This window comes from Coprococcus sp. TF11-13, from assembly GCF_003481085.1.
GTDB classification, from domain to species: domain Bacteria; phylum Bacillota; class Clostridia; order Lachnospirales; family Lachnospiraceae; genus Coprococcus; species Coprococcus aceti.
Window position 1 is genome coordinate 43,616 of sequence record NZ_QUKK01000009.1, and the last position, 23,642, is coordinate 67,257.

24 protein-coding genes and 1 tRNA gene are annotated in these 23,642 nt (G+C 45.1%); 2 read left to right on the plus strand and 23 right to left on the minus strand.

Features of this window, described 5'->3' with window-relative positions; translation table 11 throughout:
• Positions 1-11: 11 nt before the first annotated feature.
• From DXD11_RS12630 to DXD11_RS12680, 11 genes are all read right to left on the minus strand, one after another.
• Positions 12-476 (minus strand): threonine/serine exporter family protein, encoded by a 465-nt coding sequence (locus DXD11_RS12630; RefSeq protein WP_055222929.1) that lies wholly within the window; start codon positions 474-476, stop codon positions 12-14.
• A gap of 13 nt (positions 477-489) precedes the next feature.
• Positions 490-1,302, minus strand: a complete 813-nt coding sequence (locus DXD11_RS12635; protein ID WP_118758533.1) for a threonine/serine exporter family protein — start codon at positions 1,300-1,302, stop codon at positions 490-492.
• Between the two features lie 42 nt (positions 1,303-1,344).
• On the minus strand, positions 1,345-1,992 hold the full coding sequence (locus DXD11_RS12640; protein WP_118758534.1) for a DUF6709 family protein: 648 nt from the start codon (positions 1,990-1,992) through the stop codon (positions 1,345-1,347).
• A gap of 29 nt (positions 1,993-2,021) precedes the next feature.
• Complete coding sequence (truA, locus tag DXD11_RS12645; RefSeq protein ID WP_118758535.1) at positions 2,022-2,765, minus strand: tRNA pseudouridine(38-40) synthase TruA; 744 nt, start codon at positions 2,763-2,765, stop codon at positions 2,022-2,024.
• 99 nt (positions 2,766-2,864) lie between these two features.
• Entirely contained in the window at positions 2,865-3,494 is a 630-nt protein-coding gene (locus DXD11_RS12650) for a sugar O-acetyltransferase (RefSeq protein ID WP_117551011.1), read from the minus strand.
• Positions 3,495-4,031: 537 nt separating this feature from the next.
• Positions 4,032-4,784 (minus strand): PAQR family membrane homeostasis protein TrhA, encoded by a 753-nt coding sequence (gene trhA, locus DXD11_RS12655; protein ID WP_117551013.1) that lies wholly within the window; start codon positions 4,782-4,784, stop codon positions 4,032-4,034.
• Positions 4,785-4,918: 134 nt separating this feature from the next.
• Positions 4,919-6,517: a putative ABC transporter permease subunit gene (locus tag DXD11_RS12660; RefSeq protein ID WP_118758536.1), complete on the minus strand. Its 1,599-nt coding sequence runs from the start codon at positions 6,515-6,517 to the stop codon at positions 4,919-4,921.
• Positions 6,514-7,224, minus strand: coding sequence for an ABC transporter ATP-binding protein (locus tag DXD11_RS12665; RefSeq protein ID WP_117551017.1), 711 nt, complete (start codon positions 7,222-7,224; stop codon positions 6,514-6,516). The genes DXD11_RS12660 and DXD11_RS12665 overlap by 4 nt, the downstream gene beginning before the upstream one ends.
• A 60-nt stretch (positions 7,225-7,284) precedes the next feature.
• Positions 7,285-8,727, minus strand: coding sequence for an MATE family efflux transporter (locus tag DXD11_RS12670; RefSeq protein WP_117551019.1), 1,443 nt, complete (start codon positions 8,725-8,727; stop codon positions 7,285-7,287).
• Positions 8,728-8,934: 207 nt separating this feature from the next.
• Complete coding sequence (locus DXD11_RS12675; protein ID WP_117551021.1) at positions 8,935-9,483, minus strand: hypothetical protein; 549 nt, start codon at positions 9,481-9,483, stop codon at positions 8,935-8,937.
• Between the two features lie 34 nt (positions 9,484-9,517).
• On the minus strand, positions 9,518-10,357 hold the full coding sequence (locus tag DXD11_RS12680) for an ATP-binding protein (protein WP_117551022.1): 840 nt from the start codon (positions 10,355-10,357) through the stop codon (positions 9,518-9,520).
• A gap of 145 nt (positions 10,358-10,502) precedes the next feature.
• On the opposite strand from DXD11_RS12680, the gene DXD11_RS12685 reads away from it, so the two are divergent.
• Together DXD11_RS12685 and DXD11_RS12690 are read left to right on the plus strand one after the other, a co-directional pair.
• Positions 10,503-11,189, plus strand: coding sequence for a Crp/Fnr family transcriptional regulator (locus DXD11_RS12685; protein WP_117551024.1), 687 nt, complete (start codon positions 10,503-10,505; stop codon positions 11,187-11,189).
• 103 nt (positions 11,190-11,292) lie between these two features.
• On the plus strand, positions 11,293-11,529 hold the full coding sequence (locus tag DXD11_RS12690; protein WP_015533578.1) for a hypothetical protein: 237 nt from the start codon (positions 11,293-11,295) through the stop codon (positions 11,527-11,529).
• An 89-nt stretch (positions 11,530-11,618) separates the two neighbouring features.
• Here the strand turns inward: DXD11_RS12690 and DXD11_RS12695 are convergent, their stop codons facing one another.
• From DXD11_RS12695 to DXD11_RS12750, 12 genes are all read right to left on the minus strand, one after another.
• Complete coding sequence (locus tag DXD11_RS12695; RefSeq protein ID WP_117551026.1) at positions 11,619-13,352, minus strand: ABC transporter ATP-binding protein; 1,734 nt, start codon at positions 13,350-13,352, stop codon at positions 11,619-11,621.
• Between the two features lies 1 nt (position 13,353).
• Positions 13,354-15,117 (minus strand): ABC transporter ATP-binding protein, encoded by a 1,764-nt coding sequence (locus DXD11_RS12700; RefSeq protein WP_117551028.1) that lies wholly within the window; start codon positions 15,115-15,117, stop codon positions 13,354-13,356.
• A gap of 123 nt (positions 15,118-15,240) precedes the next feature.
• Positions 15,241-15,870 carry a TetR/AcrR family transcriptional regulator gene (locus tag DXD11_RS12705; protein ID WP_117551030.1) on the minus strand — a complete coding sequence of 210 codons (630 nt, stop codon included), beginning with the start codon at positions 15,868-15,870 and terminating at the stop codon, positions 15,241-15,243.
• Positions 15,871-15,969: 99 nt separating this feature from the next.
• A complete protein-coding gene (locus DXD11_RS12710) occupies positions 15,970-16,320 on the minus strand; it encodes a hypothetical protein (protein ID WP_117551032.1) in 351 nt (116 codons plus the stop codon).
• The gene (locus tag DXD11_RS12715) at positions 16,292-17,443 is read right to left on the minus strand and encodes a DNA/RNA non-specific endonuclease (RefSeq protein ID WP_242992712.1); all 1,152 of its coding nucleotides are present in this window, start codon (positions 17,441-17,443) and stop codon (positions 16,292-16,294) included. The genes DXD11_RS12710 and DXD11_RS12715 overlap by 29 nt, the downstream gene beginning before the upstream one ends.
• 257 nt (positions 17,444-17,700) lie before the next feature.
• Positions 17,701-18,159: a ferritin-like domain-containing protein gene (locus DXD11_RS12720; RefSeq protein ID WP_055147620.1), complete on the minus strand. Its 459-nt coding sequence runs from the start codon at positions 18,157-18,159 to the stop codon at positions 17,701-17,703.
• A gap of 222 nt (positions 18,160-18,381) precedes the next feature.
• Positions 18,382-19,161 carry a DUF3169 family protein gene (locus tag DXD11_RS12725; protein WP_118758537.1) on the minus strand — a complete coding sequence of 260 codons (780 nt, stop codon included), beginning with the start codon at positions 19,159-19,161 and terminating at the stop codon, positions 18,382-18,384.
• A 55-nt stretch (positions 19,162-19,216) separates the two neighbouring features.
• Positions 19,217-19,426: a helix-turn-helix transcriptional regulator gene (locus DXD11_RS12730; RefSeq protein ID WP_055147626.1), complete on the minus strand. Its 210-nt coding sequence runs from the start codon at positions 19,424-19,426 to the stop codon at positions 19,217-19,219.
• 50 nt (positions 19,427-19,476) lie between these two features.
• A complete protein-coding gene (locus DXD11_RS12735; RefSeq protein WP_243105870.1) occupies positions 19,477-20,289 on the minus strand; it encodes a hypothetical protein in 813 nt (270 codons plus the stop codon).
• Positions 20,290-20,550: 261 nt separating this feature from the next.
• A complete protein-coding gene (locus DXD11_RS12740; protein ID WP_118758539.1) occupies positions 20,551-22,080 on the minus strand; it encodes a glycoside hydrolase family 32 protein in 1,530 nt (509 codons plus the stop codon).
• Positions 22,081-22,221: 141 nt separating this feature from the next.
• Positions 22,222-23,127 (minus strand): cysteine synthase A, encoded by a 906-nt coding sequence (cysK, locus tag DXD11_RS12745; protein ID WP_055147632.1) that lies wholly within the window; start codon positions 23,125-23,127, stop codon positions 22,222-22,224.
• A 185-nt stretch (positions 23,128-23,312) separates the two neighbouring features.
• Positions 23,313-23,383: transfer RNA gene (locus DXD11_RS12750), tRNA-Trp, on the minus strand.
• Positions 23,384-23,642: the final 259 nt, after the last annotated feature.

Sequence of the window (23,642 nt, forward strand, 5' to 3'; positions counted from 1 at the left end):
ATCATAACACCTTATATGTGTTTACTCAAGCTTTCCGTCTTTTTGTTCTTAAGCCTCCTTATTATGTCATCACATCCACAGACTGCGCTTATTCCCACCGCAATCCCAAGCACGAACAGCATTGTGGAATTGCCATATGCGCTTGCGGCCTTCCAGTCTGAATCAAATGCCGCGCTCAGTGTGTAATAGAGCGGAGCCCCCGGCAGAAGCGGGATAAGTCCGACTATGAGATACTGATTTGCCGGTGCTTTCATGATCCTTGCCGCTATCTCAGCATATATGGCAGCCCACAGGCTTGCCGCAAGAGATGGGATAAATACGTCATCTATGATATTTCTGACCAGAATGTATACTATCCATGTGCACATTCCATTGACCGCCGCCGGTATCACATTTCTCTTTCCTAGATTGAACATAAAAGCAAATCCCAGCGAACCTAATAGAGCTGTGACAACCTGTATGATCGTTTGCTGCACTTGTCTGCACCTCCTAAATCGTGATAAATACCGCCAGTGCAAATCCGCACGCTATCGCCGCCGCCCAGAGCAGCGACTCAACCAGCCTCAGACTTCCCGTTATGGTATCCCCTACAAACATGTCCTTCACTGCATTTGTCAGCGCAAGCCCCGGGATCAGCAGCATGATATCTCCTATCATGACCTTGTCCTCATGTATTGGAAGCACGTGCCCTGCCAGTCCGATCAGTACGCCCGTGACAAATGAACTCAGAAAATTAAACAGTATGTTGTTGGTACATATCGGGGCGAAATATATCTGCATCAGCCATATCCCCACAGCAAATGCCGCCGCCATAGCTCCATCAAGTATGGTTCCGCCGAAGAATACCGCAAGCGCTCCCGCCGCCAGCACGCTTCCCACGCACACCCGGAATCTCGGCGCTGATGCCTGCTCTATCTCTTCAATTCGTTCTTTCAGGTCCTCAGTGGCTAGTGGCTGTCTGCAATACTCTCTGCTCAGGGCATTTATCCGCTCCAGCTTCCAGAAGTCCGTCTTTGTCCCATCCCTGGTTCCTCTGGTCATGGAGCACACCGATCCATCCGGCATGTTCATGGTACATACCAGAGTGGATGTAATAGCAAATACGTCCATACGCTCTGCTCCATAAGCAGCTCCCATTCGTCTGAGTGTATCCTCCACTCTCTTCACCTCCGAGCCATTCCGGATCATCATGGCTCCCACATCCATGAACAGGCCGAGCATTTTCACATCCTCCGGACTTCCCTGAGGCATATCCCGCAGCTTCTCCATTCCGCTGTGCCTGTCAATATCCGCCATACCCATATGCCACCATCCTTTTTGTACAGATATACCTCATGCCATTATCTATCTCATTGGAACCTGCTGGAAGTACTGGTGTCTTCTCTCATCCACCATTTTCTCCAGTTCCTTCTGATTGTGGTTATATATCTTATTTATCTCATCGTTGTATCCTATTATTATGTATGGAACCATGCTTTCTATGTATGCAAGGATGTCATCACAGTCCTTCTCCTTCCTCATCGGAAGCGCCATTCCGCTGCCATCATTCAGCCTGACCTCGATCTGGTAAGACTTACCCGCCTTGATTCCGTACACTTTGTTCTGGGTTATGAGCTTATATACCCACATAAGCTCCCTGGTCTCGGCAAAATTCACCGTGTCACCCTTGATATGCATGAAGAACTCGTTATTTAATCTGAGGCCATTCACTGCAGCACCTGATCTGTAAAACTGCTCTATCCTCTCCATCTCATATTCAGGATTTGGCTTCTTCTTGCAGTAATCCAGTACGTCTCTTATGTTGCTCTGCCTTATTGCCAGGGATACAAACCATGCCGCAAATGCGAGGAACATCGCGGATCCAAGCCCTATCCATATCGATCCTTCATCTACCCCCATTGCTGCAGCAACACCGGAGATTCCGATTGCTGCAAATATCACTGCTCCAATAATACATTTTATCCTGTACTTTGTTCCAAGCTTCTTTATCATCTGTTTTAACCCCATTTTCTTAATTGTACTCAGTCATATTCCACCTTCATCAGGCAAAGTCCATGTGGAGGCGCCGTAGGCCCCGCCAGCTGCCTGTCCATCCCGGCTATGATCTCAGGAATATGCTCCGCACTCATATTCCCATATCCAACATCTACCAGTGTTCCGGTCAGTATCCTCACCATGTTCTGCAAAAAGCCATTTCCATGGAATCTCATGTGGACGTAGTCTCCCTCCTTGACTATATCCACATCGTATATAGTTCTGACCGTGGATTTCTTCATCTTATTGTTGCCACAAAAAGATCTGAAATCATGCTTTCCGACAAAATACGATGCAGCCTTTTTCATCACATCCACATCAAGTATACTGCCCTGTGGCACACACCACACATAATTTCTATCAAATACAGGTTTCTCAGCACCTACATACAGCGTGTATTCGTAGACTTTACCGGTTGCATTCAGCCTTGCATGAAACCTGTCCCCGGCCACAGCAACATCAAGCGCGCAGATATCCGCAGGCAGATATCTGTTCAGATAATCTTTTATCTCTTCCGGAGTCTTATCTGTTTCTAGCCTTCCGTTCGCCACCATGGCTCTGGCATGTACTCCCGCATCAGTCCTGCCTGCACCATGGATATCGACCTTTGCATCGACCATCCTGGTTAGGACCGTCTCTATTCGCCCCTCCACTGTATCCGCATTTGTCTTGCTCTCCCAGCCGTGATAACGTGTGCCATCATAGCTGAAAGTAAATCTGTAATTTACCATATGTCCTCTCCAGGGACGCTTCTTTTGTCACAAGGAGTGTCCCTCTGTCATATAAATCCAATCCAGGGGACACTCCTTGTGACAAAAGAAGCGTCCCCACTACAGCACCTGCTCGCCTGTGTCTGTCTCAAATTCCTTTACCTGTTCAAGCCAATATTGCTTATCTTTTTCTGTTATCGGTCTCATGACTTTACATGGATTTCCAGCAGCTATCACACCATCCGGAATATCCTTTGTGACAACCGCCCCTGAGCCTATGACAACATTTGAACCTATGGTCACACCCGGATTGATGACCGTATTTCCGCCGATCCATACATTATCGCCTATTGTGACCGGCTTGCCAAGCTCCACACCGGCATTTCTGATCATCGCATCTATCGGATGACATGCGCAGTATATATTGACCCTTGGTCCCAGAAATGCATGATCTCCAATGATGACGTCACACTGATCCAGAACTATCAGCCCTGTATTTGCATAGAAATAGTCTCCCACATGTATATTTGTTCCATAGTCGCAGTAAAATGGCGGCTCTATGTAACACTCCTTTCCCATGTGTGCGAATAATTTTCCAAGATACTCGCCTGTTCTTGTCATTGTCTCAGACCTCGGAGCACCGTTGAACTTATCAACCAGATCCTTCGCCTTCCCCTCCGGATCCCAGTCCACACATTTATATAACTTACCAGCTTTCATTCTGCCAAGCATTTTCTCTACTCTGTCCATAGAATTTCCTCCTCGTATTATAATATTTACTCATCATGTTTATATCTGCCTAAAAGATACCATTCTTTATGGCTGCAATCAACCGCAAATATAATTACTCGTAAATCGAATCCAATATAAGCAATAAACTTCTATCGGTAACAGAAAAACTGCTCTCCAGATATTATAATAAGCCGTGTGCCTGTATTCTGAATCGATAGCGTAATCGACTGAACTTCAGCTCTTATTGCCGGAGCGGCGCACACAAACGCCCTTATCGTGCGCAGAGCGCAGTGCAAATATAAGCAAGCTGAAACGAAGGAAGATTAGCGTGATTCATAACCAGCCATTTTCAGGCGATATAAAAAGGCCATGATATTATGTGTGCAATCGATAATGCAGACTGCCTCTCTTTACTGCTTCCTGCCGAGGTGGCGACCGCAGCGCCCTTATTGCGGTCAGAGCCGAGTGCATATGGAAGCAAAGTAAAGTGAGGCTAGGCAAATGTGATTGCACGCATATATCATGGCCTTATACGCTTGAAAATGGCGTCCGTCATCAATACACATAAAGGTACATCCCAAACCAATGCAGCGCGGCCCCCAGCATCACAAAGATATGCCAGATAAAGTGCGCCCCCTTGGTGTCCTTCACAAATGGAATCATGCCAAGCGTATAGACAACACCTCCGCCCACGATCCATCCCAGAAGCGGCTTGTCATTTCTGAACCAGCCCGGAATGAACATGATAGCGCTCCATCCGATGACGAAGTACAGCGTATAGTGTATCGGTCTGAACCTGCCCGGGCCGAACACACATATGATGGTGATCCCCGCTATAATAAGTGCCCACTGCACACAGAACAACACTATTCCAAGCACATTTCCCCAGTACACAAGGTACAGTGGAGCAAATGTTCCGCCTATCAGCAGATATATCGAGGAATAGTCAAATCTTCTCCAGAGCCGCTTGACTGCCAGACCGGATTTGTATGAATGATACAGACAGCTCATGAGAAACATCAATATCAGTGATATTCCATAAAAACACGATGCCATCACTTTGAGTCCTGTGTCTGACTTCAGGAGAAGAAGGACAAGTCCGGCTATGGCAAGCCCTGCTCCTATTCCGTGGGTAACAGCATTTCCCACCTCCTCGAGAACGGTGAGCTTTGGCGGCTCATTCAGTTCCCTGTAGTGCTGCCTTTTTGCTCTTTTTGCCTCTTTCTTCTCTTCTTTTCTTTTCTCTTTGTCCAGTTCAGCTTTCTGCTGACTACTCATATCTAATTCCGAGTTCTTTATTTCTGCCATATTTAATCCTGAAACTTCTTTCTATCTATAACTCTATCTATAATTTATTCTGCTATCTATAATCTACACTGTCTTACAACCGCAGTCTCCAGCTTCCATGCAGAGCACAGCCCTGGATTCATCATCGCAGACCACTAGAGCGCCTCAAACACCTGCACCCCACGTCTCTTCAGCCATATTCTAAACAAAACTGCAGCGGCTGCCGTCAATGCAGTGCTTATTGCTAGATACATTGTCGCTCCGGTAAAACCTCCGAATAACAAATATCCCACCACAAGTACAATAATATATACAAAATTCGATAAAATAGCAACAAGTACACCCATGCTCTGCTTCACGACTGATGCTTCCGACGTCCAGTCAAGCTTTGGCATCTTGAGATTGACTGCAAGCCCTATGTATGCAGTCAGGCACACATAAAGACATGGTATCAGTAACATCATCACGCCATCTACAAGTGATGGTGTCACAAAAACAAGCATCACTATATCAAGGATCAGCGCCGGAATCAGGGTAAGTATCACATGCATCCTCAGTTTTGCCCTGAGTATCTGCCACGATGTGACTGGAAGCGAACGCACGATCCAAAGATTCTTTCCCTCCAGAGATATCGATGGTGCAGTCAGATCATTCATCGACGCGGCGGCACATACGGCTATACACGCCCCAATTATAAGTACACCATCCGGTAGTCCGGGAGTTTTCGTAATCATATCTACTACATACTGTCCTTTAACAAGACAAACCACTGCCATAGCGATCATTATCAATGTCCCCAGGGAACAGTTGAGCATATATACGGCAGATGCTGCCAGTCTTTTGAACTCTTTCTGAAGAAGTGCTGCATCCTGGCTCTGCGCCTTTGCAGCTTTTATTATATTCTTCCTTTTGGTATGTCCGGCTTTTGTCGTCACGATTCCGATGAATGTTCTCTCAAGTACCAGCCACACTGCAAGAGAGATGATCAATGTGCCTGCTGCCACCAACGCCAGCTGCAGTCCATCTCCTGTAGCCGCACGACCAATTGAATAGAGCGGATATGCAGCACCTTTTATCTTTGCACTGTATTCTCCGCTGTTTGCCAGGATCTTTGAGAGCAGCTTATTTGCATTCATGTATACAGCATAATATGCGGCTATAAATGCCAGTGACAATACAACTGTCACAAAGCTCTTATTTCTGGTCTTATTGCCTATCTTCCCCACTACCCAGCCAAGTATACATGAGAGCACCAGTATGACAAATGTCAGAAGAACCAGCACTATAATAGATGACACGACCGGCCACACACCGGGATGAGCTACTATTCCATATACTATGATACCGGGAACCATGGCGGTCACGGCGAACATCGCACCCATGATGTACACCCCTGACAGTCTTGCAAATAATATAGCCCTGACCGGGATGGGCAGTGACAGCATCAGGTCATTGTCTTTTGCCTGATACAAGCTCGCATATGTATTGAACACACTTCCTAATATACCGATGGTCAACGCCATCATAGACATCATCGCCATGTACATCCAATCAAGCCCCGCAGAACAAAGTGGCTCACACACCGAATATGCCTCCATTCCGAACATGGCTCCCATACAGCCCTGCAGCACTGCCACATAACTGATGATACCCAGAACTACAGCACCTTTGGATCTGGACTTTCCAGTCTTCCGGTCAACGAAAAATCCACTGAACAGCATCTTAAGCTGTTTCTTCATCAATATCCTTATCATGACTCACCCTCCAGATCAAGGAACACGGATTCAAGTGACTCGTCTCCCTTCACCTGCTCCATTATTCCCGCCTTCACCAGTCGTCCGCATTTGATGATCGCCACTTTATCGCACAGCTTTTCTGCGACTTCCAATACATGTGTGGAGAAGAATATCGCCCCTCCGTCATCACACATTTTTCTCATCATCTGCTTGAGTATATGGGAAGCCTTTGGATCGAGTCCGACAAACGGTTCATCCATGATGACAAGTTTCGGCTCATGTATCCATGCCGATATGATTGCCAGTTTCTGTTTCATACCATGAGAATACTCGGATACCAGCTGTCCGAGGTTGTCTTTTATCTCAAATGCGTCAGCATATTTGTCTATGAGCTCGTCCCTGACTTCCTCCGGCACGTCAAATATATCTGCTATAAAATTCAAATATCCGATTCCGGTCATAAAATCATACATATCTGGATTGTCAGGAATATATGCCATCTGTTTCTTGCATTCCAGCGGTTTTTCCTTTATGGACACACCATCTATAAGGATATCTCCCTCCTCAAAATTCAGGATCCCTGTACACGCCTTTATAGTGGTTGTCTTACCTGCTCCGTTGTGTCCGATGAAACCATATATCTCCCCCGGCATTATATGTAGGCTTAGATTGTCCACCGCCAACTTATCTCCGTATCTCTTTGTGAGATTTTTTATTTGCAGCATATTATTTTCTCCTTTTTCAAAACAGGGGACGGAGGTACCTGACCTCTCCGTCCCCATAGATTATCGCGCTCTATGCTTATTTCGCTTCATCCTGCCCCTGAACTCATCAAGTGCCGCGCGACCAGGTCCCGTCATAGGTTTGATCCACCTTCCCTTCAGTAGATACGGCGTGAGTATGACAAATCTCAGAAGTTCATCCGTGTAAACAAATGAGAACACTGCGAGGAATGGCAGCTTGAGCACCATTCCTGCTACCCATGTAGCCGGGACCGAAAACAACATCAGTCCACTGATCTCCATAACTGTTCCAACGATGGCCTCACCGCCTGCACGGAAGCACTCGTTCTGTATATAGCAGCATGTTCTGACTGCTCCGAAGAACAGATATATTATAAGCATATACTTTGTGTACATCATCGCCTCAGCCCCGAGTCCAAACAATCCGAACAGCGGATTGTGCAGCAGCATCGTGATGAGCACAATTGTGAATGTGATGGCAGGACATACCAGTGCAGCTCTCTTGGCATAGGAAAGTCCCCTGTCCAGATTACCCGCGCCAACTTCATTTCCCACGGCAACGCTGGACGCATTTGCCAGACCACCAAAGAATGCATATACAAACCCTTCACATACACGGAATGCAGCCATGGCGGCTATGGCGGAATCACTCTGATGTCCCATGACAACGTTGATTATCATCTGGCCCACGCCATAGAGGATCTCGTTGCATACGATTGGGAATGCCTTGGACGCATAGGACTTCACAAAACCCATATCAATATCAAATGCCTTTCGCGCGCTGAACTTTATCTCATGCCTGCTCTTTGCAAGATACAGAATGAGCAATGCTATGTTCACGATACCAGACACCAGTGTACCTATAGCCGCACCGGCAACTCCCATCTTGGGAGCGCCAAATCTACCGTAGATCAACACAAAATTTATACAAAAGTTGAGTAAAAGTGAGATGACCGAGCACACCAGTGGCACCTTCACCCTCTCAGTCGATTTTAAAAGTGCTGTAATGATCGCGGCAAATACCTGAAGCGGATACGACCATCCAACTATTCTCATATATGGCTTCGCAAGTGCTATGATCTCTACTTTATCTGTATATATTCCAAGTATCCACCCCGGTGCAACCACAGTCACCACCGCAAATGCTATTCCAAATATTCCCGCACATATGATCGCCAGACCAAATGCTTTGTTCATTCCCTCCGGATCCTTGGCACCCCAGTATTGAGACATGAACAGAAGAGAGCAGCTGACAAATCCCCAATATGTTGAAAACAAAAGTGATCCTATCTGTGCACACACGCCAACCGCCGCAACGGCGATCTCGCCCTCACTTCCTATCATGATGGTATCAACCATACTGGCGGTGGTCGCCAGCAGATTCTGCATCGCAATAGGCACAGCAAGCACAGCAAGCATTCTGGCAAATTCTTTCCATGTCACCTTTTTATTATTTTTTACAAAGCCCGTAGCAGCACTTCCCATTTTTGTTACCTTTTCCTGTTATTATCTCTTTCATCATTTAATTTGATGCGTCCGACTATTGTACTCCCGAATAATTGTATTTGCAATGGCTTTATACCTGTAGTATGAAGTATTTTCTTATTAATTTTAACAAGCGCACCACTTTCATTCCATCTGTGATGCGCCAAGCCTTGTTATTTTCAAGTATTACATTTTTGTGTGCCATTGTTACATACTGTTGTTGGTTGACAAATCTTCAAGCTCACGCTCTACTCTCTCAAGCTCGCCGTCACTCCAGTTCTCCCCCAGTGCAAATACTGCCCTGCACACACTGAAGTTCACCTCGCCATCTGCGTTGATCTCCCCGGAGATCACTCTGTGGGATATCTTCTGAAGTGTGGAAAGTATGTCTATCCGCACGTCCGATATGACAGAAGGCTCTGCCACATTGCCATCACTATTGCCTTCCTCGTGCTCTGTCCGTTCTTCTCTGTACACGCTCTCCCAATCATAATCTGCAGTCCTGCCACATGGTGCACCGCATACACTGCAGTCAGGGACAATTGTATGCTTATCAGCATGCACCCTTGCGATCATCGCCTTCATGTCTGCATCAGAGATGCCAAGAGCAATATCAGACATGTGCAAACCTTCTATTATTATGTTATTTGTATCATCAGTCACATGCATCATCCCATCAGTGGCTCTCACCAGCCCTATCAGAGCACCGACCAGACGACTGCCTGTCTCAGTTGTAATTCTTATTTTATCTTCCATTGTCTTTACCTTTCATGGTGCTGTGAAGAGAATGTCAGTCAAGAATTCTTCCATCTATTGATATTGTTGCAACCTGCCATGGGATAAACTTGCCGCTGTCCTGAAGTGCCTTCTTCGCAGCCATCTCCAGTCCTCCACAACAAGGAACCTCCATACGGACTATTGTAACACTTTGTATGTCATTTCGCCTGATAATCTCTGTAAGTTTCTCTGAATAATCGACACTGTCAAGTTTCGGACAGCCAATCAGAGTCACATGTCCCTTTATGAATTTCTCGTGGAACGATGCATAGGCATAGGCTGTACAGTCCGCCGCTATAAGCAACTTTGCACCATCAAAGTATGACGCATTTACCGGGGCAAGTTTGATCTGCACCGGCCACTGTGTGAGCTGGCTCGGGCGCTCATAATTATATATGTCACCCGCCTGCTGATTGACTGTTTTATCAGTTGTACTCTGTACGCATTCTACTGCTGCCTGTTCATATGAGCTTGCCTGTACTGCTTCACCTGAAGCTGCTGCCGGTCTCCTGAATATGCTTCTCGCCATAGAACCAGGGCAACCGGAGTGTGCCGGACTTTTTCCATGCATCACTCCTGAGCCAACCATATTTTTGGATTTTTCTGCATCGAATCTTGCCTGTTTGTTTGCCATGACTGCCGCCTCATCATACGCAGCCGCCTCTCTCTCCACAAATGTTATGGCTCCTGTAGGACACGACGGCAGGCAGTCGCCAAGTCCATCACAATAATCGTCTCTGAGCAGCTTTGCTTTGCCGTTTACCATGCCTATAGCACCCTCATGGCACGCATTTGCACAGGCTCCACATCCATTACACTTGTCCTCGTCTATCTGTATAACTCTTCTTATCATATATATTTCCTCCAATCTTTTTCCTGCTTTTAACGTCATTATATTCAGTCAGAGCATTTGTGTATGTTGAATTTTCAACATAAAAATGTTATACTTTTCAGGGATATTCCTTGTGACAAAAGAAGCGTCCCCACTAAGAGGTAATATGAACAAATACATGGACACATTATTGAAATCCAGTCTTTTTTCCAGTATCACCGCTGATGACGTTGACTCCATACTGGACTGTCTGGGTGCAATCATCAAAAAATACCAAAAAAATGAGTGTATTCTCATGGCTGGCAACACAACAGAATATATAGGATTGCTGCTTACAGGCAAAGCGATAGTCATCCAGGAGGATTACTGGGGTGGTCAAAGCGTCATGTCTGCCATCATGCCCGGACACACGTTTGCGGAATCATATGCCTGTACCCCTGGCTCCGTACTCGACGTCAGCGTATATGCTGAAGCTGCAAGTTCTGTATTGTTTCTGAATGTTCAAAAAATGCTCACCACCTGCCCGGTAACATGTGGCAGACATAATCAGATGATAAGAAATCTCCTGTGCGATCTCGCCGGCAAGAACCTGAGGCTCGGCGAAAAATCAAAGCACATGAGCCAGAAAACAACCAGGGATAAGTTGCTCTCCTACCTGTCATCGGAGATGCACAGACATGGCAGCAACGAATTTGATATACCATTTTCCAGACAGCAGCTCGCTGACTTTTTGTCCGTGGACCGCAGTGGACTGTCTACTGAACTTGGCAGGATGAAGACTGATGGGCTGATTGACTTCCACAAATCTCATTTTGTTCTTAAGTCTCCTGCCCAGGGGTGGACTGATGTGTGATGTTGATGTATCATGTAATTAACTGTTCAGGGAAATTCATTACAGATGGGGGATTTTCCCTGATTCAGGATTTATCAATATAATATGATCAGGAGGGATTTCAATGAAACCAATGAAAACTATCAAAGACGGATGGAACAAATTCACTGTTGTCGTAAAGGATAAAGACTACTCAACAAGAGAGGCCGTGCTTTTCGCTATCTGCACATTCCTCACAGGGCTTGTGCTCGGAATGCTCTGCTCTCCTAGAAAGAGCCAGACATTTGGCTCATACAACGGCAACTGCAGCGATGGCGGCTGTAACTGCGACTGCGATTATGATGAGGACGATTTTGAGTAGGCTGCGAACTGATAACTAATATCCCAAAGCAAAAGACAGGTGTCGATTATCTGACACCTGTCTTCTGTGTTTCACAGGATACATTTCACTTATATCTTCCAGCTAACTGCCAGTTCTCTCGAATCCACAAATCTCCTGTAGATTCCGTCCTGCTTCATGAGTTCTTCGTGGGTTCCCTTCTGGGCTATTCTTCCCTGATCCACCACTACTATCTGATCCGCATGTCTTACGGTCTTGAGTCTATGGGCGATCATGATGATCGTCTTCTCCTTTGTCAGGGCATCCACTGCAAGAGTAAGCTCCTTCTCGTTCTCAGGATCGACATTTGCAGTCGCCTCGTCAAGGATGATGATAGGTGAATCCTTCATGATGGCGCGGGCTATGGATATTCTCTGCTTCTCACCGCCTGAGAGGGTTGCACCGCCCTCACCGATCACAGTGTTGTAACCGTCAGGAAGCTTGCTGATGAAGTCATGGCAGCACGCCTTCTTTGCAGCCTCCACAACCTCTTCATGGGTTGCCTCCGGCCTTCCGAACTTGATGTTGTTCTCTATGGTATCAGCAAAGAGATATACATTCTGGAATACAAATGAGAAGTTGTTCATGAGACTGTTCATGCTGTAATCCTTAACATTTGTTCCGCCCAGGGTTATCTCTCCCGAATCCACATCCCAGAATCTGGCGATCAGATTGCACAGGGTTGTCTTTCCACCGCCAGATGGTCCGACTATCGCCGTCGTTGTCTTCTCCGGTATGGTGAGTGAGATTCCGTCTATTATCTTTCTCTTGTCGTAAGAGAACTCTATATTCTTAACCTCTATATCGTGATTTTCAGGATTGAGTTCCTTTCCATCTATATCCATTGTGTCAAGTCCGAGCACTACATTTGCCTTGTCTACGCACACACTGACCACATGTATCAGTGATGAAAATGTTCCCATGGTCTCAAGGCCCCCGTAGAGCATGAATGCCGCGATCGACATACCCACAGCATACAGAACGCTCATGCTGCCATTTATATAAAAGTAAGCCGAAAGTCCTATTATCGCTACCCCTGTAAGCTTTGTCACAATGCTTTGGAGAAAATGATATGGGACATAGACAAGCTCCATCTTTACATTTGCCCTGACGCAGGCTTCATTTGCCGCATTGAGTCTCTTCGTCTGCTTGCCGATGAGGTTGTAGGACTTGACCTCTGATATGCCCTGTATGTACTCCATGATCTGATTTATGAGTTCAGTGTCACAGTCAACCTTGGCTGAAGATGCCTGCTTTCCGGCATTCTGCATCACAGTATTTATCACAAGGAATATGGCAACTCCTGCAAATGATACCAGCGCGATCCTCCAGTCGCAGAGCAGGATCATGAGTATGATCATGGATGTCTCGAGGAGTCCCTGGGTCGTGAGCATGACAACTCTCGTAGCCACATCTCCCAGATTCTCCATGGTATTTGTCGTAACTGATGCGATCTCACCTATGCTGTTGGAATTGAAATATCCCATAGGCACATATCTGAGGTGCTCCGCCATCTCTATACGCTTGAATGCCGCTGTGGTGTAGCCACCCTCTGTCTGCAGCACGGTCGACGACATCTTGCACAGTATTCCAACTACGATCGATACCGCCATGATGGCTATTGAACCAAGTATATATTTTCCAAGGTCTTTTCCTTCTATAACGCCCATGAGGACACACATTATAGCCGGGATCTTCAGTGCCGATGCCAGTGCGTCTATCAGGCTTATCGCTATTGAACGCTTGAACTTGCGGCTGTTTTCCTTACCTGAGAACAGGAAGAACTTTTTTAATACTCCAAACATATTACTCGCCCTCCTTTTCATCGCCTGCCGTATCCTTGACCGAGATGTGCGCCTGCCACATATCCCTGTAAAGTGTGCATTTGCTAAGAAGCTCCTCATGTGTTCCATGAGCCTCCACATTTCCTGCATTTACCACAAATATCTGATCCGCATCCTTGATGGTGGAAAGTCTGTGGGCTATGACTATCAGCGTCTTACCCGCCACAAGCTTGGCGATAGAGCTCTGAAGTATGGCCTCATTCTCCGGATCGGTGTAGGCTGTTGCCTCGTCCAGTATAACTATCGGCGCGTCCTTCAGCATCGCCCTGGCGATGGATATCCTCTGTCTCTCACCGCCCGACAAATGTCCACCTGCACCGCCGACCACGGTGTCAAATCCGTTCTCAAGGTTCATGATGAAGTCGTAGCAACCACTCTTTCTGGCTACCTCGAAGGCCTCGGCGTCCGTGGCATCCGGTCTTCCCTGTCTTATGTTGTCCCTGACTGTCTCGTTGAACAGGTAATTATCCTGTGACACATACGCAAGCCTGTCGTTGAAATCCGTCAGCGCGATATCCTTTATGTCCACGCCTCCGATCTCTATGCTTCCGCTGTTCACATCCCACAGTGAAGCTATCAGCTTGGCTATTGTAGACTTTCCGCTTCCCGACGGACCGACTATCGCATTTACCGTTCCCGCCTTTATATCCATGCTCACGCCGTGGAGTATCTCCTTGTCGTGATAGCCAAATGTGATATCTGTAACCTTTATTCCATTGTCCTTCGGCTGTGCCTTTGTGTGCTCAGGTCTTACGAGTTCAGGCTGCTCCAGGATTCCTGTAACCTCTCCGATGACTGTCGACAGCTTGCCCAGATCATCGGTGTATGAACCGATTGTAAGCAGCGGACCGACTATTCCAAGTGAGAGGATGATACACACAACGAAATCCGCTGTGGTGAGCGAACCATTTGACACATAGTGCGCACCTATCGGAAGGACCGTTGCAAGTGTGTACGGTGTGATGACGAACATGGCTGCTTGGAAGAATGAGCACTTCTTCATCCAGTTGATATACGAGTCTGCGTTCTCCTTTGCCGCCTTTGTGAACTTGGCATATGAGCTCTCTGTCTTGCCAAATGCCTTGATGACCTCAATTCCATCTATGTACTCCACTGCTGCGTCGTTAAGTGCCTTGGTCTTCTCAACTGTCCTGTTGTAGTTCTCCTGGAAATCGATCATCATGCCCATGTACGTTACAAATCCAACGACTATCGGGATAAATGAGAACAACGCAAGTCTCCAGTCAACCATGAAAAAATACACGATGACAATGATAGGCGCCAGCAGGTTGGATGTAAACTCAGGCACAACATGTGCCAGAGTCGTCTCTATGCTGTCTATTCTCTCCACCATAATGTTCTTGAACGAACCCGATGGCGTATCCTTCACGTATCCAAGCGGCACCCTTGCAAGCTTGTCGCAGCATGACTTTCTGATATTTGCAAGCACGTTGAATGTTGCCTTGTGGGAACATGCCGTTGATACGCTATGGCAAAGCTCAGCAAGTATAAACGAGCCCGCTATGATAAGAGCCTTCAACATATATTCCCTGAGATCCTTATCCCCGTCAAGGAACATCCTGACCACGTCCGCAATGATGAAATACGGAACTATCTTGAATACTACATTGATAACCGCCAAAATGACGCTCCACACATAGGATGACTTCTTCTGCCCCGCCCATGTGAGGACCCAGCTCACCGCTGATTTCTTTTTTTCTTCCACTTTTTCTCCTCCTTATATCTTGAGCAAAAACTTGTTCGTTTTCGCTTATTTGCATTAGTTTCGTCTAACCTCATAGTTTAAAATTATGCGGTTCGGTATTTTACCTTGCCGCATAACTACTGACTACTCCGGAAACTGCACCTTCCATAGTCTCTCCCAACCTCCAGTGTAGAATTTCTTGAGCTTGCCCACATTCTCTATCGCAGTCTCGCGATCCATGTCGTGTTCTATGATCTGGAATATCGCCGAAAAAAAACCACTATATATCATATGACAAAGGCTGTCGCTTATGTCCGGCACATTTATACCGGCTCTGTGCATCTCATCCACATACTGCTTTGAAGATCTCATCTCACGGCCTACCAGATTATGTATCATATCTCCATACTTCTCATTGTCACTGCACCGCAGTAAAAGTTTGAAATTATCATAATGGTCATACACGTAATTCACCATCTGATCCATTCCGTTCCCAGATGCGCTTGCCATGTTCTCAGTCTGCTTCTCCGGTGGCAGGCTCTGAAACTCCTCAAGAACGCTGTCATATATCCCATATAGCTCCTCCACATACGGATCTATCAGCGCATCAAAAAGAGCCTCCTTTGTAGGATAATATTTATAGAATGCACCTGTTGTAAGTCCGGCATCTTTCACAATGCTTCTGAGCGATGTCCCTGCAAATCCGTACTCAAGGAAATGCTTCAGTGCCGTATTCAGTATGTTTTGTCTTGTATTTTCTGCTTTTTCTGTCATAAAGACTCCTCTCCCGTTTAATATGCCTCGCTTCTGACCGAAACAGATTCCAAATGCAAGTGCCATACCAAACATCAGGCACGCGCAAATATAACAGTGTTATATTACACTGTTATATTTTATATATAATCCCCCTGTTGTCAAGTGCTGTTTTGATAATTTTTCAGCCATATCAAATTTTTGATAAAATATGCGCTTTACCCTTATAAAAAACAACCACCTGATATACAATACGATATCAAGTGATTGTCTAATTAGTTTTTCTCTCTCTTCTCTGCTCTCTTGTCTTATTCTTTTCTCTATCTCCACACTCTTCATATACTCAAGACCTACCTCTCCATCTTTCTTAACTGCGGTCACTATCCGATGAAGCTCTCTCCTAATTTGTTCTGAGTGTATCAGAATCCCAGGCAAAGTCCAACTACGGATTGCAGTTCTTACAAGGTTCATATCCCTCAGATATAAGCTCGTCCCTTGTGGTCGTTCTCTCAGATTTATTCGCTTCCTTCATCTGTTTCACACTCTTGCATGATGGCTTATGAAACTTGCCGGTGTTGGTGTTGACTATGTATGTATCCTCATCCGCAGACTCTTTCTGGATCTCCGATGTATCACTGCCAATATCTGACTCCGTATCCTGAGTTTCTCCGATCATTCCAGCTTCTGCTGTCTGGTCATCATCTCCTTTTTCCTCTGATACTTTAGTGCTGGCATTCTCTCCCGGCACCACATAATCCGGATCCGCTTCGCTGTCCCCTGTAGCATAGTCGATTATCACGCCTGGCTGTACATTGTACACATACACATTGAAACTTACTCCTGCGCCTTTATCCTCCACGGACTCCGCCTCCATCTGCACTCCGGACGCAACCAGATTGTCTCCATCGTATACAGGTGTAACCCTGTAAAGCACATGATTTCCAGTACTTTCCACATAATCAGCTACCTCATTTTCAAATGGCAGCATGCCAGTGACATTCAGATATCTGGTTCCAGTTATCAGATTCTTTTCATTTGCATTCTCCCCGGCAAGCTGATATCCGATCAGATGGCAGCGATTATACAGATAATTGCCGTCTATACGATCATTGTATTTAACTGTATGCCACCCTGAAGGCTTTATCATACCTATCTCGCCGCGCTCCTCCGTTGGCATAATCTCCTTACAGATATTGGCATAGGCAACTCCACATCTTCCAAGAAAGTCCAGATCGCTGTAATTCTCAAATGCCTCCGTCACCATCTCATCCTCACTGAAATAAGGCACATTGCCATTTATCTCACAATATGCCTCTCCCGAATATATGGGAATATCAGCAATCTCCATGCTCGAAGCCTGCTGATCTGCAATATTCTCAGATGCTGCCGCACTGCTTTCAGGTGACGTGTTGCCGGCATTATCTTTTTTCTCCGCAGCTGTGGTATTCTCTGATTCTGAGGTATCTTCTACAGTCTCCTTCTCATATTCCTTTACCGCAGACCTGCTGCCATCCGCAATTCCTGACATACTGCACCCGGACATCAGCAATGCAAATATTGCTACATACAGTACACTGTAAAATTTTCTTTTCACGTCACATTCTCCTCTCTGAAAATGTTATCCCTGCCTATATACATCCTATTAAAATTTAGCTATCTTTTTCCAAAATGTATAATAACATTCTACATTTTGTCATCCGTTTTGTGAATATATCCCCGCATAAAACCTCAATTCAAAACAAAGAGTTTTCACCAGCTGCTTTAACGAATCATTGCAACAAAAAAGAGGATATATACCACATGTGATACATATCCTCCTTACAATTTATGCTCCCTTGTGTAAGCTTTTCCCTACACCATTCCATTTGCGACCTTATACTTGTAGAGCATCTCCGCATGATTCTGCTCCTCGATCTGTATATCCGCCAGAAGCTTTCTCACCGCGCTCTCGCCAAATGCAAATATCTCTCCATTGTACTCGCCTGACACAAGCTTCTCTGTTCCAATACAGTCTGTTGCAAGGAACTCATCATTCTTCTTATCCTCGGAATCGTCCATCATCTTGTATGTCTGCTTTGGCTCATAATCTTTTCCATCGCTGTCATTGCAGTCACACTGTGGAACCTGTCCGTCAAGCACCTGGGTAAGTGAATCATAGTGCTTCTGCTCTTCCTTCTGTATAGTCTGGAACAGATTCTTAAGCTCAGGATCCTTCGCCTGCTCCGCATATCTTCCATATTTCTCCACACAGGACTTCTCCTGTGTCTGAAGATCCTGGATAACTGTTTTCTCTTTTTCCTTTAATATCATAGCAATACCCCTTTCGATTAAAATTCATCCCATCGCATAGATATTATTGTCCAAAATAGTACAGCTCTATTCCTACATCTCTATTTTTTTATATTTTTCTGCCTTCTGGTCATTTATATATATGTATGACAATGAAAAATCTCAGGACCGTGTCATACAATAAAAGGCGAATGCCCTGCAATTGTCATACAGCCATCCGCCATTATATCACATATATTTATTTTATTTCTGTAGTCTCACAAACTCTCTGCAATAAGCCACATACATTACAATCAACACAAGTCCAACAGCCACTATTGGCATCACTCCTGTGTCAAATGCAAACATGCTCATAAACGTAAGTATCCACATGACAAATCCTGCCTTAATTCCAGTCATAAATCCCTTCTTGGAGGATTTGGCTATCATGATAAGCTCAGCCTCGTCCGATGTGTTCTCCCAGTCACGGCGAAAATGCATATCGAATATATTTCCGCTTTTCTCCGGGTTAAGCTTCTTCTTTTCATCGATAACAAGCTTTTCAACCACACAATACAGTGCCATAGATATCAGAAATACGAGCTCAGACAGCACTGTCAGGAATGTGCCACGCCCATCACTGTACGTCCTGTCCACAGCGTATATACACACCGGAAACAACACAAGTCCAACGAACACGGTGACACACGGGAGATATGAGGCAGTCGTGATCCGACTCTCTATATCCACTATCACATCCTCGTTCTCTCCGTCCCAGCCTCTGATCATCCTCTTTATCTTCCCATACATGACAAATGACACCACAAACGTCGCCAGCATGAGCACACCATATACTATAGGCAGCGTATCAGCTGTTATCCACCATATATGATCCCAGTTGATTCCATCCAATGTGTCCTTGTTCACCGCGGCAAGCCTTCCCGCCAGGAAACCTCCCAGCAGACTTGCCAGGATCATGACCGCAAATATTATATATATCTTCAGATTACTTTTCTTGTTCACTTTTTTATCAGTATCCTTCATCTCATATCCTCTTTTCATTCTATGAATTAACACGACCTTATCCATATGTCAGGAATCATTCCTTATCATCCTCGTATTGGAATATATCCTCCACGCTGACACCACACACCTTCGCGATCTTGAGTGCCAGAGTCACCGATGGACTGTAATCTCCCCTCTCTATCTGACTTATCGTCTGCCTCGAGGTCTGCACCAACGCTCCCATCTCCTGCTGGTTTACTCCCAGCTTCGCCCGATATTCCTTCAGCCTGTTGTACAGCGGCATCTATATCACCTCCAGCTTGTTAATCTGTATTGTCATCATAATCAGGTCCATTATCTGTTTATGCCGTCCTCTCCATCAGAGCCCAATCCTTTTATTACATTGTCTGCATCTTCAGCTTCTGCTCTGTCTGCCAGCCCATGCTCTGCATACTTATGTGTGGATGTCCCCCATATCATGGAAAAGCTTATTCCAAAACAGAATCCAATGGAAATTCCAAGCGCCAAATTGTCAAACAGCATTCCATACACTATACCAAGTGCAACACCAATTAGAATTCCAAACGGTGCGCCAGTGGATTTATCACGCTTACACACATATATTTTATCCCTCAAAAAGAATCCATCACTCTTCCAATCTCCAAATACATCTATCACATTCTGATACACATTGCTGTGGGCAACCTCCATCATGTCATCTGCCAGATCCTCCACCTCAGGATGAATGTAATACTTTCTAAGCTTGTATATACTGAGTACATCCTTGCCACTTTCAGGTTCAGGCGTCAACTCACTCCTGGCAATATCTTCTTTATCAAAGATAAAGCAGCTCCACATCTGCTTGTTTCTGAAGAAACCATACACAGGGAGTCCATTTTCCAGACCTTGGCGGATTTCGCGCTCAAGCTCAGTCATATCACAGATCTCAGCAATAACATCCCCCAGCTTGTTCTTCTTTAACATTCTCTCTGTGATCATTGTCACGGAATACCCCTTGACCTGCGTCTTCAATTTGTCCACTGGTTGGGAGACGATCATGCCCTCAAACATAGCTTGTAGTGTTTCACAGGTAGATTTCTTATTACCTTTATCCATGCCATTTTCACTTAGATTGTCCTTTTTATTTACACCTTGCTTTTTCCTCATATCCTCATAACTCCATTTTAATTCTTACCACTAAAATCCCATTCCAAATTCAAGCTATATATATTATATATGCCAAATGACAACTATAGTTGTCATTTCTTTTACAATGGAGTATAACAAATGACAAGGAAAGTTGTCAATAACTTTTGACAACTTTCCTTGTCATCTCAATGTTGGAACGGAGGCACCTGAAACCTGGAGAACCGCCAGACTGATGCCTGGCAGTGCAACAACTAAACAATTGAGCAAGATCATCTTTTGTTAAATGATATCATACTTCTCCACATCCACGACTGCCTGTCCCTCACATAACAGCTCTATTCCATCCGCTTCAATAGGTGTATATATCGCCGTGCTCATTGTCATAGCTCCATCATTTACAAACAGCTCTATCGAATTCCTGTCCAGTATAAATCTGAGCTTTATACTATCTTGAGCCTCCTGCTGTTCATCAACCTTTTCCTTGACATCCCCGTAACATTCTGCTGATTTCACGCAGGCCCTTCTGATACACACCACATCTTTCTCAAATCCGGCAAATGTCCTGTCCATCTCTATTATATTATTTCCTCTGTCATATATAAATCGAGTATAATATCCGCTTCCCTTTGCCAGATTCACGGTAAATCTGCTGTATTTGTTTCCAGTGATTACAAATGTCACATCCAGACTTCTTCCACTTATACCTTCCAGACTACGCCGTCCACTCACTACTTCATCTGAGTACCTGACCATATTAGCATGATACTTCTCTATCTCTCTCACTGGCTTCTGTATCAAGCGTCCATTTTTCAGAGATATCTCCCTCGGAATCGTCATCATTCCCTGCCACTTCTGTCCACCGGGTATCCACAGATTATGCCACGACTGCATCCACGCTATCATTATCCTTCTGCCATCCGGCAAAAGTGTAGTCTGAGGCGCGTAGAAATCTGTTCCATAATCAAGTGATAATGGCTCTCCACCGTCAAATTTCTTCTCACCTTTATCAAATTCTCCAACAAAATAGATAGAATTATTTCCATTGTGGAATTCATATCCCTCTGCTTTCATTCCCGTAGGCGATACGAGAAGTACATGATGATCGTCTAATTTGAAGAAATCAGGGCATTCCCATATGCCGCCCAGATCACCTTCATTCCGTGCAAGGATACTCTCAAATGTCCAGCTTTCCATATCAGCGCTCGAAAGTAATACCACAAGCCCCTTATTATCCTGATCCACACAGCCTGCAGCCATATAGTATCTGCCATCCTCAAGCCATGCCTTCGGATCTCTGAAATCCGCTCTGCTCAATCCCTCCGGCAGCATATCTCCGGTCACCACCGGGTTATTCTGTATTTTTTTATATGTAACGCCATCACCAACCGCTATGCTCTGGTTCTGCAATACCCCATCACCGTCGGGATTTTTCATAACACTGGTATATATCAGGACATGCTCTCCATCTTTTTCAATGGCCGTACCTGAGAAACAGCCCTCGGCATCATATATCGTATCAGGTGCAATCGCCACAGGAAGCTGCTCCCATCTTATCAAATCGTCACTGACCTGATGCCCCCAATGCATAGGTCCCCATTCCGTACTGTACGGATGATACTGGTAAAACAAATGCACCTTACCATTATACACAGAAAATCCATTCGGATCATTCATCCAACCGACAGGCGGAGTCACATGAAACAACGGTCGCTCATTCTTATCTATTTCATTCTGAGTTTCGTATTCCCTCGATGCAGCAAGTGCCTCGCTAACCACATTTTTTCCCGTCATCTTCCCATTTATATCCATCTCTTTTTCTCCTTTATACTTACATGGTTTATATTTTGCGTTCTTTCAAATAACACATTTAAATCAATAAAATAGAGACATTTCCACTGTACCATACATAGCATCTCTTGAAAATGTCCCTAAATAAATTTATTTCCTATTTTATAATAAACCTACACTGAAATATCTTTCAGCTCTGTCCGCCATCACAGTGGCTATAACTTTATCTTTCCCATATTTTTCTGCCATCTTCATAGCCGCCCATACATTTGCACCGGATGACGTACCTACAAGAAGTCCCTGTTCTTTGGCAAGTCGTCTCGCCATCTCAATGGCATCCTTATCCGCCACTTCCACCACATCTGTTACCAGTGATGTATCCAGGACATCCGGTATAAATCCATCGCCTATTCCCTGTATCTGATGGATTCCCGGGCCATCTCCATGTAGCGCTGACACTCCCTTAGGCTCAACGGCAACAATCTTCGTATCTGGATTTTTCTCCAACAGATATTTAGCTATACCTTGGAGAGTACCCCCACTTCCAACACCAGACACATATATGTCTATCTTCTGACCAAGCTGTTCACACATCTCAACTGCTGTTGTGCGATAATGCGCATCTGGATTTGCCTGATTGACAAACTGCTGCGGCATGAAATACTTCTCTGGATCAGATTCTGCTATCTCATTTGCCTTATCAACAGCACCACCGATGCTTAGAACCGGATCCGTAAGTACCAGCTCAGCACCAAATGCCCTGATAACCTTCTTTCGCTCCTCACTCATATTCTCTGGCATCACAATTATCACTTTATAACCTTTCTGAACACCACAGAGTGCAAGCCCTATTCCGGTATTACCGCTCGTAGGCTCTATAATAGTCATTCCAGGCTTGAGTTTTCCCTCACTCTCTGCAACCTCCAGCATGTTTTTTGCGATCCTGTCTTTAATACTTCCACCAGGATTAAGGAATTCCGCCTTGGCAAATATATTGTATCCTGTCGACTTTTTCAGACACATAAGCGGAGTATTCCCTATCAGATCAAGCACATCATTGTAATACATATTAATCCCTTCTTCTCTTTACTTTATATTATAATATTTTACATATTTTTCCACCAAAGTCACTATAAAATATATAGAACTGCCTTTATATTAATGTGGTTCATTCTCCTTTTTCATAGTTTGCCATTTTCCTTCCCACTAATATAAATAAAGCCTTGAAACACTGAGTTTTCAAGGCTTTTTAGCAGGGGATGAGAGAATCGAACTCCCACCAAAGGTTTTGGAGACCCCTATCATACCATTTGACCAATCCCCTATATACAGAAAAAATTTAACACCTGTTGCAGCGTTAAATTTTCTCGGTACTTTTATTTTGTACCTTCAGAATTTCACACAGAAAGCTAGTAACCTAACCCCATCTAACAACCAACGACTGTTTCAAAGTAAACTTTATTCTTTACTGTGTATGCCTTAGATTCTGCACCTTGCAGATATCATGCACACTTGCGTATCTCCAAAGCTTATCTCTTAGAAACCTCTAAGGATAAGTCCTCGACCTATTAGTACTTCTCAGC